Origin of the sequence: Veillonella sp. T14073-2 (assembly GCF_002959875.1) — a bacterium.
GTDB classification, from domain to species: domain Bacteria; phylum Bacillota; class Negativicutes; order Veillonellales; family Veillonellaceae; genus Veillonella; species Veillonella infantium.
In genome coordinates, this window is record NZ_PPDC01000003.1 from 19,419 (window position 1) to 36,987 (window position 17,569).

Annotated in this window: 17 protein-coding genes; 12 read left to right on the top strand and 5 right to left on the bottom strand. The window is 39.1% G+C overall.

What is annotated here, in order from left to right; all coding sequences use genetic code 11:
• Positions 1 to 404: 404 nt before the first annotated feature.
• Positions 405 to 1,013, top strand: coding sequence for a hypothetical protein (locus VCHSUH04_RS02315; protein ID WP_105085173.1), 609 nt, complete (start codon positions 405 to 407; stop codon positions 1,011 to 1,013).
• Between the two features lie 20 nt (positions 1,014 to 1,033).
• Here VCHSUH04_RS02315 and fliB read toward each other — a convergent pair whose 3' ends face one another.
• The gene (gene fliB, locus VCHSUH04_RS02320) at positions 1,034 to 1,948 is read right to left on the bottom strand and encodes a flagellin lysine-N-methylase (RefSeq protein ID WP_105085174.1); all 915 of its coding nucleotides are present in this window, start codon (positions 1,946 to 1,948) and stop codon (positions 1,034 to 1,036) included.
• Positions 1,949 to 2,104: 156 nt separating this feature from the next.
• Here fliB and VCHSUH04_RS02325 point away from each other — a divergent pair, with 156 nt between their 5' ends.
• The 3 genes from VCHSUH04_RS02325 to VCHSUH04_RS02335 all read left to right on the top strand — a co-directional run bounded on the left by VCHSUH04_RS02325 (position 2,105) and on the right by VCHSUH04_RS02335 (position 4,243).
• Positions 2,105 to 2,668, top strand: a complete 564-nt coding sequence (locus VCHSUH04_RS02325) for a PepSY domain-containing protein (RefSeq protein ID WP_199176428.1) — start codon at positions 2,105 to 2,107, stop codon at positions 2,666 to 2,668.
• Positions 2,669 to 3,182: 514 nt separating this feature from the next.
• Positions 3,183 to 3,806, top strand: coding sequence for a ribonuclease E (locus VCHSUH04_RS02330; RefSeq protein ID WP_105085176.1), 624 nt, complete (start codon positions 3,183 to 3,185; stop codon positions 3,804 to 3,806).
• 158 nt (positions 3,807 to 3,964) lie between these two features.
• Positions 3,965 to 4,243 (top strand): PepSY domain-containing protein, encoded by a 279-nt coding sequence (locus VCHSUH04_RS02335; protein WP_105085177.1) that lies wholly within the window; start codon positions 3,965 to 3,967, stop codon positions 4,241 to 4,243.
• Positions 4,244 to 4,726: 483 nt separating this feature from the next.
• Here the strand turns inward: VCHSUH04_RS02335 and alr are convergent, their stop codons facing one another.
• The gene (alr, locus tag VCHSUH04_RS02340) at positions 4,727 to 5,839 is read right to left on the bottom strand and encodes an alanine racemase (protein WP_105085178.1); all 1,113 of its coding nucleotides are present in this window, start codon (positions 5,837 to 5,839) and stop codon (positions 4,727 to 4,729) included.
• Between the two features lie 323 nt (positions 5,840 to 6,162).
• Here alr and VCHSUH04_RS02345 point away from each other — a divergent pair, with 323 nt between their 5' ends.
• The gene (locus VCHSUH04_RS02345) at positions 6,163 to 7,116 is read left to right on the top strand and encodes a 2-hydroxyacid dehydrogenase (protein ID WP_105085179.1); all 954 of its coding nucleotides are present in this window, start codon (positions 6,163 to 6,165) and stop codon (positions 7,114 to 7,116) included.
• Positions 7,117 to 7,250: 134 nt separating this feature from the next.
• Here VCHSUH04_RS02345 and pflA read toward each other — a convergent pair whose 3' ends face one another.
• The 3 genes from pflA to pflB all read right to left on the bottom strand — a co-directional run bounded on the left by pflA (position 7,251) and on the right by pflB (position 10,472).
• Positions 7,251 to 8,027, bottom strand: coding sequence for a pyruvate formate-lyase-activating protein (gene pflA / locus VCHSUH04_RS02350; protein ID WP_105085180.1), 777 nt, complete (start codon positions 8,025 to 8,027; stop codon positions 7,251 to 7,253).
• 12 nt (positions 8,028 to 8,039) lie between these two features.
• The gene (grcA3, locus tag VCHSUH04_RS02355; RefSeq protein WP_054747994.1) at positions 8,040 to 8,279 is read right to left on the bottom strand and encodes an autonomous glycyl radical cofactor GrcA3; all 240 of its coding nucleotides are present in this window, start codon (positions 8,277 to 8,279) and stop codon (positions 8,040 to 8,042) included.
• A gap of 75 nt (positions 8,280 to 8,354) precedes the next feature.
• Entirely contained in the window at positions 8,355 to 10,472 is a 2,118-nt protein-coding gene (pflB, locus tag VCHSUH04_RS02360) for a formate C-acetyltransferase (RefSeq protein WP_105085181.1), read from the bottom strand.
• A gap of 377 nt (positions 10,473 to 10,849) precedes the next feature.
• Between pflB and VCHSUH04_RS02365 the strand changes: the two genes are divergently transcribed.
• The 7 genes from VCHSUH04_RS02365 to VCHSUH04_RS02395 all read left to right on the top strand — a co-directional run bounded on the left by VCHSUH04_RS02365 (position 10,850) and on the right by VCHSUH04_RS02395 (position 17,521).
• Complete coding sequence (locus tag VCHSUH04_RS02365; protein ID WP_105085201.1) at positions 10,850 to 11,716, top strand: DMT family transporter; 867 nt, start codon at positions 10,850 to 10,852, stop codon at positions 11,714 to 11,716.
• Between the two features lie 158 nt (positions 11,717 to 11,874).
• On the top strand, positions 11,875 to 12,897 hold the full coding sequence (locus VCHSUH04_RS02370) for a methionine ABC transporter ATP-binding protein (RefSeq protein WP_105085182.1): 1,023 nt from the start codon (positions 11,875 to 11,877) through the stop codon (positions 12,895 to 12,897).
• Positions 12,897 to 13,568, top strand: a complete 672-nt coding sequence (locus VCHSUH04_RS02375) for a methionine ABC transporter permease (RefSeq protein ID WP_005381510.1) — start codon at positions 12,897 to 12,899, stop codon at positions 13,566 to 13,568. Before VCHSUH04_RS02370 ends, VCHSUH04_RS02375 begins: the two co-directional genes overlap by 1 nt.
• 54 nt (positions 13,569 to 13,622) lie before the next feature.
• The gene (locus VCHSUH04_RS02380) at positions 13,623 to 14,447 is read left to right on the top strand and encodes a MetQ/NlpA family ABC transporter substrate-binding protein (RefSeq protein WP_105085183.1); all 825 of its coding nucleotides are present in this window, start codon (positions 13,623 to 13,625) and stop codon (positions 14,445 to 14,447) included.
• 243 nt (positions 14,448 to 14,690) lie between these two features.
• Positions 14,691 to 16,157 (top strand): DASS family sodium-coupled anion symporter, encoded by a 1,467-nt coding sequence (locus VCHSUH04_RS02385; protein WP_105085184.1) that lies wholly within the window; start codon positions 14,691 to 14,693, stop codon positions 16,155 to 16,157.
• Between the two features lie 397 nt (positions 16,158 to 16,554).
• Entirely contained in the window at positions 16,555 to 16,959 is a 405-nt protein-coding gene (locus VCHSUH04_RS02390) for a PACE efflux transporter (protein WP_105085185.1), read from the top strand.
• Between the two features lie 58 nt (positions 16,960 to 17,017).
• On the top strand, positions 17,018 to 17,521 hold the full coding sequence (locus tag VCHSUH04_RS02395; protein ID WP_105085186.1) for a hypothetical protein: 504 nt from the start codon (positions 17,018 to 17,020) through the stop codon (positions 17,519 to 17,521).
• Positions 17,522 to 17,569 lie beyond the last annotated feature (48 nt).

Sequence of the window (17,569 nt, forward strand, 5' to 3'; positions counted from 1 at the left end):
AAGGAGCATTATGACTTATGCGTTGCCTTTGATAGTGAAAGCCGTATCTCCCGCATTAGGCATAAAACGGATGACAGGGTTAACACATTTTGATATAGTGAGTGCCTTCGGGAATGCATCGTTTTTAATTTTTCAGATTATCCTAGGAGCCTTCGTTATCTGGCGATTACTTAAATTGTTATGTTTGTTGTAGCATTGCTATCAGTGTCGGTATTACCTCAATGGATCCGCTTTGTACATACATTAGTTAAATAATATAAGACATAAAATCGAGTATAACCGCAAGATGAAAGTCTTGTGGTTTTTTTATCGTTTAATTTATATTAAAATTAATTATATATAATTTAAATCTTGGAATTTATGATATAATTAAACTTATAGTATAGTTGAGAGCGGAGTTAGTTATGGATACGACATTTTTACAAGAAATATCCCTGCTGGTGCGTTCACCGAAGAAGGGAATAGATGAAATCTTCTGGTTTGGTACCTTAGAAAAGGGTATTAAAGCTGGCCTTGCCGGTTGGTGTGCCACTCATATTTTAGGCTTTGCTTTAGGTATTGTTCTGTTACCTTTGGCCATGACCTTTGGTGGTTTTTTATTTGGCTTTATTCCTGCTGTATATGGCATATTTTCTATATTGAGAGAGATATTAGGTCTTGGTATATATTGGTTTGTAGGTAGCTTTATATTGTGGAAATTACTGAGCGTTCTTTTAGAGCGTGAGTTTGATTTCAAGCAAGTATTAATGGGCACTGCTTATGTGGAAGGCTATACAGGCGCACTGGGATTAGCATTAATTTTGGTATCTATTATTTGCATTTATATTACGCCATTTTTGATGATTCTATTAGTTCCTTTAGCACTAGCCTATGTTTGTGCCGTTATCTATGTGGCGGTCATGCTTTTATCTCGTATTATGAACATAGAGCCTCTTACAGTAGGGGCTGTTTATGTGGTATTATTTATTATAAATCTTTTATATAACTGGATTATGCGCATACTGTTTGCGTAACTATATAAAAACCTCCTAGTTTATACTAGGAGGTTTTTTGTTGTTTCGTAATGTTGTAATAGCAGTTCTACATTGTCTTCGTCGTATTCGATTTGTTGGGACCATCTTGCCACTTGTTTAAGTGGAGAGCCTTCGAGGACACTTGTCATAAGTATGTATTCCACGCCATCCTTAGCATAGGAAAGGATGGCTTCTAAAGAATAATCTGCTAGCATATCGATTTGACGATATAAGATGTATTGGAATACCTTGTTGAATAGCCCCATATCATGAGTGGCAACATAGGTTTGAACAGAGGTAGTGAGTTTATCTATATCATGAGATAATGCACTGATTTGTGCAGTCCAGTCTTCATCGATAGGCTCTGTTGTACCATATAGATCTAATAGTCTTGTATAATACTGTGCGTCAGGGGATGGAATATAATGAAATAGTGCTGAATCTACATCAAAGGCTAATAGTTCAAATATATTCTGAATAGTTAAACGTTCATCAGGACTAAATTCGCCGTTATCGTCTTCAATAGTAAAGATTACTTGATTAGATTGCATGTCTTCTGCTAGCAGTTCTACCGATGCTTCACAGGATAAACCAACCCCACATAGCTCGAGGTCCTCAATATATTTATAAAATCGCGGATGCATGTGACATGTATCGCATAGGCCTTCTTCACCTAGTTCGAGCACCACCTTACAGAGGCCATTTTCATTGAGTAACGGACACATAGGTTGTTCTTTAGAAAACACGAAATGGCTACCTTCGTCATCGATAGTGATGGCTTGTCGTAAGCTTTCACCAAGAGGTCCTGTCATGGCATGATAGCGTTCAGCAGTGGTCTCGTCAATATCGATGGTCCACAGTTGGCAGCATGTATTTTCACATCGATCTGCTTTGCATTGAAATGTGTGATATATAGTAGGATATATTGAAATCATAATGGTCTCACTTGTAGTAAAAAATATTCTACGTGCATTGTATCATAGGGCAGTGGTCTATGCATTAATATTATAAATAAAGATTAATAAATCGTATCGATTTAGTGTATAATTGTATATATACACTATGGTCCTGTTTGAGAGATGGAGGAGCCTATGAAATCCTTATTCGTAAAAGGTAGTCTTGTATTAGCCTTGGCAGCAGTGTTTGGCATGCCAAATGCAAGTGCGGCGCCTTTAGTAGCAGTAGAACCAACTATTGCAGTTGTTGATGGAAACCATGCAGCGATTGTAGGTGCAAATGGTTTATTGAATGCATTTATTCAAAATCATCCAAATGCAGCTATCACTGAAATCGCTTTTGATGCGGATGGTGGTCAAATTAGATATGATGTAGAAGGTGTTGATGAAAGTGGCAAATATGAGCTCACTTATATCTATGCAACAAATCAAATCTTTGAAAAACGTGAAGGTGACTTCCATAAATCCTTAAAGAAAAAATCCTTTGATCCTCGTGAAATCTTACCGCCAGCAGCGGTAGTTAACTTTGCTTATGCTCAAACACAAGGCAAAGCGACAAGCCTTAATGAGTGGTCTGTACACTATGATAAAGGTAAAATAGTATACAAAGTTAGCTTTGGTACAGAAGGTGATAAAGAGGTTGATGTACGCATTGATGCTATGAATGGTACGTTGTTGTCTGTTAAATTTGACGACTAAACATTACTGTGACTAGTAAATATAACTTAATAGTAGAAGGTTTATTATTTTAAATATAAGAATAAACTCCTTAAAATTATCTTTTTTTGTAGAAAAGGATAGTTTTAAGGAGTTTTTTTGTGAACATTTGCTCATGAAAGGGGCTGTTTACATTATGAGAATTACAATGAGTGTCTTCTGTTCCTTTATTTATGGGAAAAATGGCTTTTTGAAGTTAGTTCATGGAATACTTAGTTGTAAATCGAATACTATAGAATTTCATTGAAATTACATATAAATTCATTTTATTCTCACCCCAAAATAAGCTAGACTGGTGAATTCTACATTTTTATTTCATAGATTATCGATAATATGTGTCCAGTCAAAAGACAGAACTCAAATATATCGGGAGTTTCCAGACTATATATCTACAGTCCACGCTAGATATATGTTTTGGAACTGTAACGATGACACCGAGTTGGTTGAAATATATATGCGTAAAATTGCATGTATATGAATTATCAAGGAGGATATTATGAAAAAATCTATTTTGAAAAGCAGTATTGCTTTAGCAGTAGCTGGCGTATTTGGTGCTACTGTAGCAGTAACAGCAGCTGAACAAGCCACACCAGTTCCTGTAACTCAAGAGGTAGCAGCTACTGCAGCTCCTGTAGCAGAACCTGCTACTCATCAAGTAGTTCCTACTATTCAAGTGACTCCAGCAGCTAAAACAGAAGTAGCTCCAGTAGCAGCTAAAGCAGAAGTAGCTCCTACAACAGCTAAAGTAGTACCTACAGCAGCTAAAGTTGAAGTGACTCCAGCTACACCAGCTAAAGATACTACACCAGTTCCAACAGCAACTCAAGATGTAAAAGCTCCAGTTGCTCAAGCCACTGTAGTTCCAGCAGCAGCTAATCCAGCAGCAGCAACTCCTACAATTGAAACTGCAGCGGTAGCAAAAGCTCCTAGCGAAGCTAAAGTAGTACGTGCAGCAGATAAAAAAGTAGAAGCTAATAAAGACGAAAAAAATACTAAAAAAGCGCAAGCACACAAAGCGCCTAAAGTAAAAGCTGACAAAAAAGAAACTACTAAAGAGGAAAAAAAAACTCTAAAAGTGGAAAATCACAACCTAGCACAACAAGTAAGCAAGCAGGCGTAGTCGATCAAAATAGTATTTTCGTAATTGGTGCGAATTATTTAATCGATCAATTTGAAAATAAATATGGCGACTCTAAGATTACTAATGTATCCTTCAAAGCTGCCGACAAAACTGCTATTTATGAAGTAGACGGTTTCAATGCTAGTGGTGCCCATTCCATGACTCTAGATGTGGCAACTGGTAATGTAACTGAAGGTACTCCTAAAGCATATGATGCATCCATGGAAGCTAGTGCTATTGATGCTGGTACTGTGTTACCTCCACATGTGGCGATCAATGCAGCCTTCGCACAAACTGGCAATGTAGCAACTGGTATTAACTCTTGGTCTGTAGTGAACCAAAATGGTAAACCTATATATACTGTAGAGTTCCATGATGCACAAAACAAACCTGTATCCATCGTATTGGATGCTAAAACAGGTATGGCCGTAAAATAAGCTACTTCTAAGCCTATCCTACTGTAAAGCAACCCCTTTAATACACGAACACTAAACACACAAAACTATACACACTTACTTACACACACACAATACACTTACACACACAATAAACAATTACACACACGCAGCCCTCTGGATTGGATAGACAAACATTGACTCTCTCCTATGCCGTCTGTCGTTCAGAGGGCCCCTTATGCATTGTGGTTCCCTCCCAATCATAAGATTATATACTTGGTATATAATACTCTCTCTCACAATAAGAACGTAACTGCTTTACAGTACGCTAGGTATAGGAGAGCAGGAAAGCCCGTAATACATGTAGACCGCTGCATGTATTACGGGCTTTTTCTATGTCCATTCAATATAAATGATGTACCATATAAGGAAAATACGTAGTAAAAATTAGAAAAGCGCAGATACAATGTATATCTGCGCTTTTGGTATATGGAGCATTTTCTATTAGTAACAATAGTTAGCTTTTTATATGTATTGTCGAGGTACGCGTTCTGAGAATCCACAGAAGATTTCATAAGGAATTGTAGAGGCAAGGGCGGCAATCTCGAGTGCAGAGATGCTTTCATGACCTTGAGAACCTAGGAGCACAACCTTGTCACCTGGTTGTACAGTAATCGTATCTGGAACGGCCACCATGAATTGGTCCATACAGATGCGGCCCACTACAGGACAACGTGTGCCATGAATAAGGACTGTACCGCGGTTGGATAAGCTACGAGGGTATCCATCTGCATAGCCTACAGGTATGGTAGCAATCGTCATTGGTTCAGGTGTCACATAGGTAGAACCATAACCGATACCTTCACCTGCTTCTAGTTGCTGTACATGTACTACTTCGCTATGGAAGGAGAGGACCGGTTTTAACCCTAATCGATTTGGCACATCAAGGGATGGCATAATGCCGTATTGAATAATGCCAGGACGAGCATCGGTAAATAAGCTGTCTTTTACAGATAATAAGCCAGCACTATTGGCAAGAGAGAAGCGATAGTCCGCATCAGGTCTAAATGCACGGATTTCATCGACCATCTTATGGAATTTTTGCGCCTGTCCATGAGCGTGGCGTTGATCCGCCGCATCGGCGTTACTCATATGAGAGAAGAAACCGTCTACCTCAAGATTTTCGTAGGACTCAACGCGTTTGATAAACTCAATAGCATCTTCAGGCTTGATACCAATACGATGCATGCCTGTATCAACGGCGACTGCAACGCGAATAATCATATCGTGATTTTCTGCTACCTTGTCGAGGGCGTCTAAATCAGTAGATTCGCATACAGCTGGGATGGAATTTGTGTCTGCTACGAGCTCAAAGGACTGAGGTCTTGTGAGGCCAAGTAGATAAATTGGTACCATAATCCCGGCGTTGCGAAGTGGAACTGACTCTTCAGGAATGGCAACGGCTAAGGATTCATAACCTTCTTCAACAGCGATTCGGCCCATCATAACACTGCCGTGGCCATAGCCGTTAGCCTTGATAACAGCGGTAGATGTGCTCCATTCCGGTAAACTATCTTTAATTTTGCGCAAGTTCTCACGAACGAGACTTGTATTTATGGTCAAATAGGTGGGTCTCATGATATTCCTCAATTCTATATAACTTTACTTTTATTTTATAACTTTTGTGGAATTACACAATACTTTTGTGAAAGTTTTATACAGAAATATTGGTTTTGTTACGAATTTTATAGCTTTTCTGCATATATTATATACAATAATTGTGAAAGTATACTAATTGATGGGGTGCATTATTGATAGAGCGCATTATAATATGTATAGTTTAAATTATATAAATAATAGTATAATTTATGTAGATGTATTTTCTCTAATATGTGTATGTAACCCATAGATTTTGGTGTTACGTATACTCTATAAATTTAATAACTATGTAGGAGGTTCCTATGAGCGAACGTGTAGTAGTGGTAAATGCAAGTAAAATGAATTACGACCAAGCATTAGATTTCTCCGTATTATCTAGTGATGTACAGGTTTATGATGATAGTACAAATGCAGAGCTTATTGAACGTATTCAAGGGGCTCGCGTTGTAGTTACAAAAGAATTACCAGTAGGGGCTGATTTGCTTTCACAATTCCCAGATACTGTAAAACTCATTGTAGAAGCGGGGACAGGTTATAATAATATTGACCTCAACGCTGCTAAGGAAAGAGGCATTACTGTGTGTAATATTCCAGCATATAGTACAGAGCGTGTAGCACATACGGTAATTATGATGATCCTCAATTTTGCGTCTACTATGCAGAAACAAATCGGCATGCTTGCTAAAGGTGATCGCAGTAATTTCACAAAACATTTACAAGTGAGTCATACAGAGGTGAATGGTAAAACATTAGGTGTTGTTGGTGCTGGTCTCATTGGTATGGAAGTGATCAAAGTTGCAAAAGCACTGGGTATGAATATCTTGGTTTATACACGTACGCCAAAGGCTGATGGCGATGGTATTCGATATGTAAGTCTTGATGAATTGCTAGAGAATAGCGATTATATTACATTGCATTGCCCATTGAATGACCAAACTAAGCACATGATTAATAAAGAAACTATCGGTAAAATGAAACCTAGCGCAGTTATTATCAATACTGGTCGTGGTCCACTTATTAACGAAGCAGAGCTTTGTGAAGCATTAGCGGCTAAACGCATTGCAGGTGCAGGTCTCGATGTACAAGAGGTAGAACCTCCAGCAGAGGATAGCCCTCTATATACATTAGATAATGTTATCCTTACACCTCATATGGGCTGGAAAGGTCTTGAAACACGTCAACGCTTGGTAGGTATCATTCGTGACAATGTACAAGCCTTCTTCAAAGGTGAACCTATTAATGTAGTATCTAAATAAAATAGATATTAGAACAAACAATAAGAGCCGTCCCCGGTTGTGTGGGGGCGGCTCTAATGTTTAGGGCTATCATAGATCAAGTCTTGGTATATATGTATATATATATCAAGGGAGGTAGTTATCCTCAAACTTGATTATGATTGATGTTGTGTTTTGATGGGACTCCACCAATGGCGTCGATAGGCCTTGATGCCTTCCACCACGGTTCTTGTCGCTTTAGCCGCTAAATCTTTTGTTGCGGCCGGTATGCCCTCTAGGCGATAGGTAATTCCTAACTCCTTATATTTAGCAGTACCCATAACGTGATATGGTAAGCAATCAACGGCTTGTAAGTTTTTCAGGGATCCTAGGAAAAAGCCTAGACGATAGTGATGATCTGCATTATCTGTAATCGTAGGAACTACAACGTGACGAACCCAAATGGGAACCTCTACGTCGGCTGTCAATCGAGCAAAGCCGAGAATAGGCTCTAACGATTTTCCTGTTAACCACAGATGTTTATCAGGATCGATTTCTTTAATGTCTAGGATGACGAGACTAGTGACGCTGAGTAGCTTACGGTAGGCCACCTCTTGGTGGGGATCAAAACAAATTCCACTTGTATCTAAACAGGTATGGACGTTTCTTTCACGGAAATATGTGAAAAGCTCAGTAACAAAGTCAATTTGCATGAGAGCTTCCCCACCTGTGACGGTGATACCACCATTAGTATAAAATTGGCGGTTACGTTCGTACTGGTCCCACAATTCCTCAACAGTCATGAATTTAACATCATCGCTACTTTCATTCCATGTGTCGGGATTGTGGCAATATGCACAACGCATGGGGCATCCTTGGAGAAAAACCACCATGCGCATGCCTGGACCATCAACCGTACCCATCGTTTCGATCGAATGAATACGTCCTGTCATAGAAAACCTCGATTAGATTTGTTGATGGAATGTACGAGAAATAACCTCATCCTGTTGTGCTTTAGTCAATTTGCTGAAGTGCACTGCGTAACCAGACACACGAACAGTCAATTGAGGGTACAACTCAGGATGTTTTTGAGCGTCTAACAATGTTTCGCGAGTGAACACGTTAACGTTCAAATGATGGCCGCCTTTTTGGGAGTAGCCATCCAATAACTCTACCAAGTTATCAACTTGTTGTTGGTTGCTCATGGGTATTGCCTCCTTTCAACCAAGACTAACACTCGTATCGGTGCCGGTGAAAGCAACTCGATACTATGGAAGATATTATTTATCTTCCTTTATAGTAACATTCGGTTCGCTGCAAGCGAAGTTTGTATTGGAATTAGGCAATTGAGATGGATCTAACTCAATATCAAAATCGCTGACGGACACAAATGTTTCACCAGATTTACCTAATGCGTCAGGAATGATAGAGAAGGTATTGGAAATACCATCGGAGCTATCACGCCATGGCATTTTTGCTACGGATGCCAACGAAGAAATAGCGCCGTGAGTATCACGACCATGCATTGGGTTAGCGCCAGGGGCAAAAGCTTCACCTGCTTTACGGCCGTCTGGAGTAGAACCTGTTGCAGTACCATATACTACGTTGGAAGTAATTGTTAACAAGCTCATAGTTGGAACGGATTGACGGTATGTAGGATGTTTACGAATCTTGTTCATGAATGTGGAAACAACTTTTGCTGCTAAGCTATCTACACGATCGTCATCGTTACCATATTTAGGGAAGTCACCTTCGATTTCGAAATCAACAGCAATGCCGTTTTCGTCGCGAATAGGTTTTACCTTAGCATATTTAATAGCAGACAAGGAGTCAGCTACTACGGATAAACCAGCAATACCAGTTGCAAACCAACGAGTTACCTTGCGGTCATGCAATGCCATTTCTAGTTTTTCATAAGCATATTTGTCGTGCATGTAGTGAATGATGTTCAATGCGTTTACATATACGCCTGCCAACCATTCCATCATGTCGTCGAATTTTTCCCATACTTCGTCGAATTCTAAGTATTCAGAAGTAATAGGGCGGTATTTAGGACCAATTTGTTTCTTCAATTTTTCGTCAACGCCGCCATTGATCGCGTAAAGCAAGCATTTTGCCAAGTTAGAACGAGCGCCGAAGAATTGCATTTCTTTACCAATACGCATAGGGGATACGCAACATGCGATAGCGTAGTCATCACCAGAGTTAGGGCGCATCAAGTCGTCATTTTCGTATTGGATGGAAGATGTTTCAATGGATAGTTTTGCACAGAAGCGGCGGAAGCCGATAGGCATGCGAGGGGACCACAATACAGTGAGATTTGGTTCTGGAGCAGGACCAAGATTAGTCAATGTATGTAGATAACGGAAGGACATTTTGGAAACCAATGTACGGCCGTCAGTACCCATACCACCGATGGATTCAGTAGTCCAAACAGGATCGCCTGTGAACAAGTTGTTGTATTCGTGGATACGTGCGAAGCGTACCATACGCAATTTCATGATGAAATGATCTACGAATTCTTGGATTTGCTCCTCTGTATATGTGCCATTGCGAAGATCACGTTCTGCGTAGATGTCTAGGAATGTAGAGTTACGGCCGATGGACATAGCAGCACCGTTTTGCTCTTTAATAGCGCCAAGGTAGCCGAAGTAAATCCATTGCATAGCTTCTTTCACGTCTTTAGCTGGTCCAGAAATATCGTAACCATAAGATGCAGCCATTTCCTTTAATTCTTTCAAGGAGCGAATTTGCTCTTGAATCTCTTCGCGGTCGCGAATTACGTCTTCAAGCATATCGCCCATAGTAATGCTGAATTGCTCTTTTTTATCTTCGATGAGGTAATCGATACCATACAAAGCGATACGGCGATAGTCACCGATGATGCGGCCACGGCTGTAAGCATCTGGTAAACCAGTTACGATATGAGCCGTACGAGCGGCACGCATTTCAGGTGTATATACATCAAATACGCCATCATTGTGAGTTTTACGGTGCTTTTTGAAGAAGTCTTCTGTTTGTGGATCCATTTTGAAGCCGTATTCTTCAATAGCGGATTTCGCAGTACGTAAACCACCATAAGGGAACATAGCGCGTTTTAGTGGTTTATCAGTTTGTAAACCAACGATTGTTTCAAGGTCTTTGTCGATATATCCTGGCGCATGGGCAGTAATGTGTGTGGCCACGGAAGTATCAGCATCGAGCATGCCGCCTTTTTCACGTTCTTCTTCATAAAGCTTCATTACTTGGTCCCATAATTTTGTCGTTCTTTCTGTAGGACCAGCAAGGAAGGAATCGTCCCCTTCATAGGGGATATAGTTTCTTTGAATAAAGTCGCGTACATCAACGGCTTTATCCCACACACCTGTGTTAAAATCTTTCCATGCAGTATGTTGCATTTTGCACCTCCATAAAAGGATATAACTATAGATTTCTATGCCTATAGTGTACAATGTTTGTCCTGATTTAACAAATTTTAAATGATATATATTTTCAATACATACTATGCGATTTTTGTAAGAATGAATGTTATTTGTAATTTAATAATATCGAAAATACTATGTAAATACATTAAAAAGTACAGTTATTTACTTAATTTATTTAGACTTGAGTTTGGGAAGACTAATTATTGTATTATCTTTAAATAATGAAAATTTATATCAATAAATAGAAGGTATTCGATATGTTGTGATGTATCTTCTTGGAATTGTAGGGTCTTATTATGGTACTATTTAGATAGTATTGATTATGGAATTACGTAGAAAGGTAGATGCTAATGACAAATCGTATGAAAGCCATTTTAGGGGCATCTGCCACCATTGCCGTTTGGGCTACGGCGTTTCCTTTTGGTAAAGTAGCATTGCAATCAGTAGATGCATTGACACTCTCGGTAGCGAGGGTTGTAGGTGGTGCTATACTCATGCTCATTATCGGTGTATTTAAGGGATTACATATACCTACATCTTGGCGTGAGTGGGGCCTATATATTCTGCTAGGGGCTACAGGAAACTTTGTTTACCAAGTCGTTTTTAATGAAGGATTGCGAACAATACCGGCCGCTACATCTAGTATTATTATGGCTTTGACACCGATGACTACAGCATTGATGGCATTGGTAGTCTATAAGGATAAAATACGCCCTATAGGTTGGATCTTCACCATAACTGCTTTTATAGGTGTGGCCGTTATTATTCTTTGGAACTCCACTCTGACCATTCCAATGGGGGCCATATGGACGTTGATTGGTATGATACTGTTTGCGGTTTATAATATTCTAAATCGCGGGCTTAGTCTGAAAGGTTATGACTCTATTACTATCGCTATGTGGTCCATGTTTACAGGTGCCATTATGGCACTACCTTTTGCAGATCATGCTATTGAAATGATTGTACAGGCACCTCTTAGTGCACAACTGGCCATGGTGTATCTTGCTTTCTTTTCCAGTGCCTTAGGTTTTGTATTCTGGAGCTATGCCTTTGAACATGCCGAAAAAGTTACGGATGTAACCAATTTTATGTATATCTCGCCAATTGTGGCAGCCGTAGTAGCAGCCTTTTTATTGGGAGAATATCCTAATATGGGACTCTATATTGGAGCACCAATCATACTAGGATCACTATATCTCTTTAATCGATATAGATAAATAAAAAGAACCTCAACATTTTTAGTGTTGAGGTTCTTTTTTGTGTTTGACAGTCATTATAAATTGTAGTAATCTAAGTATACAATTAAAACATACCTTAAAGATATGTTTTAGAAAAATATTAATTCCTACTAATTTGTAGGGAAAGAGGTGGTACAGTGATTGCTATACGAAATGTAACGAAAGAGTTTGACGTTAATAAGCAAAAGGTTACTGCATTATCTGATGTAAACTTTACCATAGAAAAAGGCGATATATTTGGCATTATTGGCTTTAGTGGAGCTGGTAAATCTACACTGCTTCGCATGATTAATGCCTTAGAGGTACCTACCTCTGGTCATGTTGAAATAGATGGTGTGAATATCAATGGCTTGAGTTTTAATGAGCTCAGAAAGGTACGTAAGCGCATAGGCATGGTGTTTCAACAGTTCAATTTGTTGAATGCTAAATCTGTGCATGATAATGTGGCGATTCCATTGATTCTAAATAAGGTTCCTAAATCAGAGATTGATAAAAAGGTTAAAACCTTGTTAGATTTTGTTGATTTAGGCGATAAAGCAAATGCATATCCTGGCGAATTATCTGGTGGTCAAAAGCAGCGTGTAGGTATTGCTCGTGCGCTGGCTACAGATCCATCAATTCTACTTTGTGATGAAGCAACAAGTGCTCTTGATCCAGATACGACAGAGTCTATTCTTCAATTATTAGAGCGCGTTAATCGTGAACTAGGGGTAACAGTTGTTATCGTAACTCATGAGATTGATGTAATTCAAAAAATTTGCAATCGCGTTGTAGTTATGGAACATGGAAAACTCATAGAGAGTGGTTCTGTGCTTGAGGTGTTTAGTAAACCAAAGCATGAAACAACGAAACGATTTGTTAGGACTGTCATTCCTGATGAAATTCCATCAACAGTGAAACATACCTTGGCCTGTGATAAGCGACCTTATACTATTCTTAAGATGCATTTCTTAGGAAATAATACGACTGATAATGTTTTATATCATATTAATAAAACTTTTGATTTAGAAACGAGCGTGTTATTTGCTACGGTAACAGAGTTAGAACATACAGTACTTGGTATTTTTATTGTTCAGTTTATTGGTGATGATCTTGAAGTGGGCAAGGTAAAAGAATATCTTGTGACACAAGGTATTGAATGGCAGGAGGTGACACTATAATGGACTTCTTTATGCAAGAACTTGGTGTTCCCGGTTCGCAGTTATTGCTAGCCGCAGAACAAACATTATATATGGTGTTCCTATCTCTATTCATTGGTACGGTGTTAGGTTTAATTATTGCAGTTACACTGGTAGTAACAAATCCTAATGGTATCGTTAAAAATAGTATTGTCTATACCATTACAAATACCATTGTTAATATTGTGCGTTCCGTACCATTTATCATTTTGATGGTATTTATCTTGCCATTAACAAAGATGATTGTAGGGACTCGTGTGGGAACCACGGCAGCTATCGTACCACTTGTTATATTTATTGCCCCTTATCTAGCTAGACTCTTTGAAAACTCTATTTTAGAGGTTAATAAAGGAATTATCGAGGCTGCACAATCAATGGGGGCCTCTCATTTTGAGGTGATTTGGCATTTCCTTTTACCGGAGGCAAAGGGTTCGCTTATTCTATCTATTACAACAGGTACCATAGGTCTTATCGGTGCCACTGCTATGGCTGGTGCCATTGGTGCAGGTGGTGTAGGTGATTTGGCTCTTACCTATGGTTATGAGCGGTTGAACTTCCCATTGATGCTATTTACCGTTGTTATTTTAATTATTTTTGTTCAAATTATTCAAACAATAGGTAACTACTTTGCACGTCGTGCACGTCGTTCCTAATTTGATGAAATAAATTCTAGTTATCTTGATTATGAAAGTATAGGAGAATATACCATGAAATTAAAAAAACTCCTTGCCCTTGGTGCGGCATTAGTATTTAGCGTAGCTTTTATCGCAGGCTGCGGCTCAAACAGTAGTGATAATGGTGCTAAAAAAGAGTTAAGCTATAGCAAATCTCAAGGCCCTTACTCTGAATTGTTTGAAAAAGGTGTAAAACCAATTTTGGAGAAACAAGGCTATACCTTTAAAGGCGTAGATATGTCTGACTTGGTACAAGCAGACCAAGTGTTGAGCGATGGTGAAGTAGATTTCAACGTTGAACAACATACAGCATACATGAAAAACTTCAACGAAAAACAAAATGGTCATCTTGTAGCCTTAACTCCAATTCCAACAGTACCAGCAGGTATCTTTAGTGGTTCTAAAACATCTCTAGATCAAGTGGCAGATGGTGACACTATTGCAGTGCCTAATGATGCATCCAATATGGCTCGTGCTTATGCGTTATTGCAAAAAATCGGTTGGATTAAACTTGATCCAAATAAAGATTTAGCGACAGTAACACAAGCAGATATTATTGAAAATCCTAAACATCTTAAATTTACAGAAATGAAATCCCTTACAATTCCTTCTGTACGTACTGATTTCGATTACATTGTCATTACTGGTGCGATTATTTATAATGCAAAAATCGATCCTAAATCTGCCTTGGCAAATGAAGATGTATTGCCACAATGGTTGTTACAAGTTGTAGTTAACGAGAAAAACAAAGATGCACAATGGGCAAAAGACATTGTAGCAGCTTACCACTCTCAAGAATTCAAAGACTACATGGAAAAAAATAACAACGGCTTATGGTTTGTACCAAAAGGTGAATAATATAATTTAGTAAGCTAATTACAATTGAAATATTTTTACAAAATAGATAGATAGCGATACCAATTAGATTCAATTCTTTACTTCTAAGGGGTATCGCTTTTTATTGTTATAAAAGCTATTACTAAAAGTTTATTATCAATTAATAAGTATTATGATTGAGTTTATATCATCTTATTAAAATATTTGATATACTATATAAGCAATTTTGTAATTTTGGTTTTGACGTAGTAAGGAGAGTTTCTAATGAAGTTGAATTGGAAATTATTCGCACCGCTTGTAGTAGCTATTCTTGTATGGCTCATCGGTGCTCCTGAAGGCCTTAGCGCAAATTCTTGGATTTACGTAAGTATTTTCGCGGGCCTCGTGGTAGGGTTGATTTTAGAACCAATGCCACCAGCTTTCATCGGTATCATTGCTGTTACCGTGTCTATGTTGTTTAAGGTTGGTCCTGCACCTGTTGTAGATAAAGCAACTGGTGTAGCAAAGGCGATTACTGATGCACAAGCTATCAGTTGGGGCCTCAGTGGTTTCTCTAATGCTATCGTGTGGTTGATCTTCGCAGCCTTCATGATCGGTATTGGTTATGAAAACTCTGGTCTTGGCCGTCGTATTGCCTTGTTCTTGGTAGCAAAGCTTGGTAAGTCCTCTTTAGGTCTTGGTTATGCCATTGCTATTACTGACCTTGTGTTGGCTCCATTCATTCCAAGTAATGCGGCTCGTTCCGGTGGTACGATTTATCCAATCGTATCTAGTATTTGCCCGATGTTCGATTCCTATCCAGATAAGAACCCTCGTAAAATTGGTTCTTATTTGAACTGGGTAGCATTGGCAACTACATGTGTATCTAGCTCTATTTTCTTGACTGGCGCAGCGCCAAACCCATTGGCTCTAGAATTGTCTGCTAAATCTGGTATCGTAGCTGCTAACTGGGGCACATGGTTCCTCGCATTCTTGCCAGTAGGTCTTATTTTGTTCATTATCACTCCGTTGTTGACTTATGTATTCTGCAAGCCAGAGGTGAAAGGTTCCCCTGAAATTGCAGCGTGGGCAAAGGATGAGTACAAGAAATTAGGATCCATGACACGCAGTGAAATTTTCATGGCCTTGATTTCTGTGTTGGCTCTTGTATTGTGGATTGGTGCTTCTACATTTAAAGTAAACCCAACTACAACAGCTTTAATCGTTATTATCTTAATGATTTTCACTAAGATTATGACATGGCAAGACTTCCTTGCTAATAAACCAGCATGGAATGTTTTGACTTGGTTCGCTACACTCGTACCTATGGCTTCCGGCCTTAAAAATGTAGGTTTCTTGGACTGGCTTGCTAAATCTGCAGGTGGTTCTTTAGTGTCTCTAGATCCAACTATGGCAGTTCTTGGTTTGCTGTTAGCATTCTGCTTGCTTCGTTACTTCTTTGCATCTGGTACTGCTTATGTAACGGCTATGGTAGGCTTATTTGCTACTCTAATTCTTCAAATTCCTGGCGTTGATCCAGCGCAAGTTATGTTAATTCTTTTAGTACCAATGGGGATTATGGGTATCCTCACACCATATGGTACTGGTCACAGCCCAATCTGGTTTGCTAGTGGCTATAATAAAGGCCCTGAATTCTGGAAATTGGGTGCTATCTTTGGGATTATCTACCTCGCTATCTTTATCGTGGTGGGTATTCCATGGATTGAGTTCGTAATGCCACTTTTAGGATAATTAAATAGAGCCCCTCGTAGCATTCTGCTCGCTCTCCATTCCTTGCAAGTCGAGCTTACAGAACACTACGAGGGGCTTCCTTTATATCCGAAAATGGCATAACTCACTTCGGGAGGGCAAGTCGCTTAGTAGATACAATGCGGCTTCTTTTTATCCTGAAATGACAATACTCACTTCCGGAAACGCAAGTCGCTGGACAGACATATGGCGGCTTTTTCTATCTTAAAATGGCAAAACTCACTTCAGGTGCGCAAGTCGAGTTTACAGAATACTACGAGGGGCTTTCTTTATATCTGAAAATGGCAATATTCCACAAAGCTCGACAAATCTAAAAAAATAAATATAATAGTAGAGTGATAGTGAATTTCTTGTCTAGTTTCTGATGGAGGTGTTTATTATGTCTGCTTCAGAGCGTGTGGTGCAGTCGATTTTATATGAGCTTGGTTGTATTTTAATTGGTTGTTTGGTAATGCAGTTTGTTCCGCATGAGGGGCAGCCTTTTTTATTGATGGTTATTTTTTCCTTACTAGCTATGGTTTGGAATTTTATGTTTAACTGGATTTTTGATAAACTAGTACCAGGTGATCGATTAGCGCGGGGGCCAATTATCCGTACAATCCATGCCGTATTGTTTGAAGGTCTATTTATGCTTGCTACTGTACCGATTATTATGTACATGATGCATATGACCTTTTGGATGGCTTTTATGACGGATATAACGATGACATTGGTTATCTTAGGTTATACGTATGTGTATAATTGGGTGTATGATCGAGCGCGTCTATATTTTGTAGAGGCTTAATTTAAAATGCGAGGTAGGTACCTCTTGTAAAATCTATATCGTATAGTAGGAGGTTCTTATGTCTACAAAGTCTATTACGGGCACAGGCCTATTATTGGCCGTAGCCTTGTTGGCGCAAAGTTTGCGTCTCATTTTTCCTTTTATTCCTAATCAGGTGAGCATGTTCCTCATCGGTTCTATTACGTCCGCCACCTTTGTACTCGCCACATGGCGCTATGGATGGAGGAATGGCCTAGTTATTGCTTGGATTGCGCCAGTAGTAGCACATTTACAAGGTATGTTGCCGTTGCCGCCATTTATCTTGATTACGGCCCTTGGCACGACAGCCTATGTATTCGTAGCACACTGGTTACAACATAAACCGAAGGTATTGCTTATTATCGTGGCGGCCTTGGTAAAAGCTGGTGTTCTTTTTGGTGGTTATTCCTTGTTCTTTTCTCTATTCCAATTTCCACCGAAGATTGTAAATACTATGTTATTTGTATCTAGTTGGCCTCAATTGGTAACATCTTCTTTGGGCATTATTTTGGCTCTACTTATTACAAAACGTACTAAAAATTAGGCTAACTTAACTTAAAGTTATGACAACCCATTCAAAATAGATATGACT

What these genes read in the sequence shown, in the direction of transcription:
- VCHSUH04_RS02315 (WP_105085173.1), top strand. Translation starts at nt 405, where the DNA reads ATGGATACGACATTTTTACAAGAAATATCCCTGCTGGTGCGTTCACCG.
- fliB (WP_105085174.1), bottom strand. Translation starts at nt 1,948, where the DNA reads ATGATTTCAATATATCCTACTATATATCACACATTTCAATGCAAAGCA.
- VCHSUH04_RS02325 (WP_199176428.1), top strand. Translation starts at nt 2,105, where the DNA reads ATGAAATCCTTATTCGTAAAAGGTAGTCTTGTATTAGCCTTGGCAGCA.
- VCHSUH04_RS02330 (WP_105085176.1), top strand. Translation starts at nt 3,183, where the DNA reads ATGAAAAAATCTATTTTGAAAAGCAGTATTGCTTTAGCAGTAGCTGGC.
- VCHSUH04_RS02335 (WP_105085177.1), top strand. Translation starts at nt 3,965, where the DNA reads ATGACTCTAGATGTGGCAACTGGTAATGTAACTGAAGGTACTCCTAAA.
- alr (WP_105085178.1), bottom strand. Translation starts at nt 5,839, where the DNA reads ATGAGACCCACCTATTTGACCATAAATACAAGTCTCGTTCGTGAGAAC.
- VCHSUH04_RS02345 (WP_105085179.1), top strand. Translation starts at nt 6,163, where the DNA reads ATGAGCGAACGTGTAGTAGTGGTAAATGCAAGTAAAATGAATTACGAC.
- pflA (WP_105085180.1), bottom strand. Translation starts at nt 8,027, where the DNA reads ATGACAGGACGTATTCATTCGATCGAAACGATGGGTACGGTTGATGGT.
- grcA3 (WP_054747994.1), bottom strand. Translation starts at nt 8,279, where the DNA reads ATGAGCAACCAACAACAAGTTGATAACTTGGTAGAGTTATTGGATGGC.
- pflB (WP_105085181.1), bottom strand. Translation starts at nt 10,472, where the DNA reads ATGCAACATACTGCATGGAAAGATTTTAACACAGGTGTGTGGGATAAA.
- VCHSUH04_RS02365 (WP_105085201.1), top strand. Translation starts at nt 10,850, where the DNA reads ATGACAAATCGTATGAAAGCCATTTTAGGGGCATCTGCCACCATTGCC.
- VCHSUH04_RS02375 (WP_005381510.1), top strand. Translation starts at nt 12,897, where the DNA reads ATGGACTTCTTTATGCAAGAACTTGGTGTTCCCGGTTCGCAGTTATTG.
- VCHSUH04_RS02380 (WP_105085183.1), top strand. Translation starts at nt 13,623, where the DNA reads ATGAAATTAAAAAAACTCCTTGCCCTTGGTGCGGCATTAGTATTTAGC.
- VCHSUH04_RS02385 (WP_105085184.1), top strand. Translation starts at nt 14,691, where the DNA reads ATGAAGTTGAATTGGAAATTATTCGCACCGCTTGTAGTAGCTATTCTT.
- VCHSUH04_RS02390 (WP_105085185.1), top strand. Translation starts at nt 16,555, where the DNA reads ATGTCTGCTTCAGAGCGTGTGGTGCAGTCGATTTTATATGAGCTTGGT.
- VCHSUH04_RS02395 (WP_105085186.1), top strand. Translation starts at nt 17,018, where the DNA reads ATGTCTACAAAGTCTATTACGGGCACAGGCCTATTATTGGCCGTAGCC.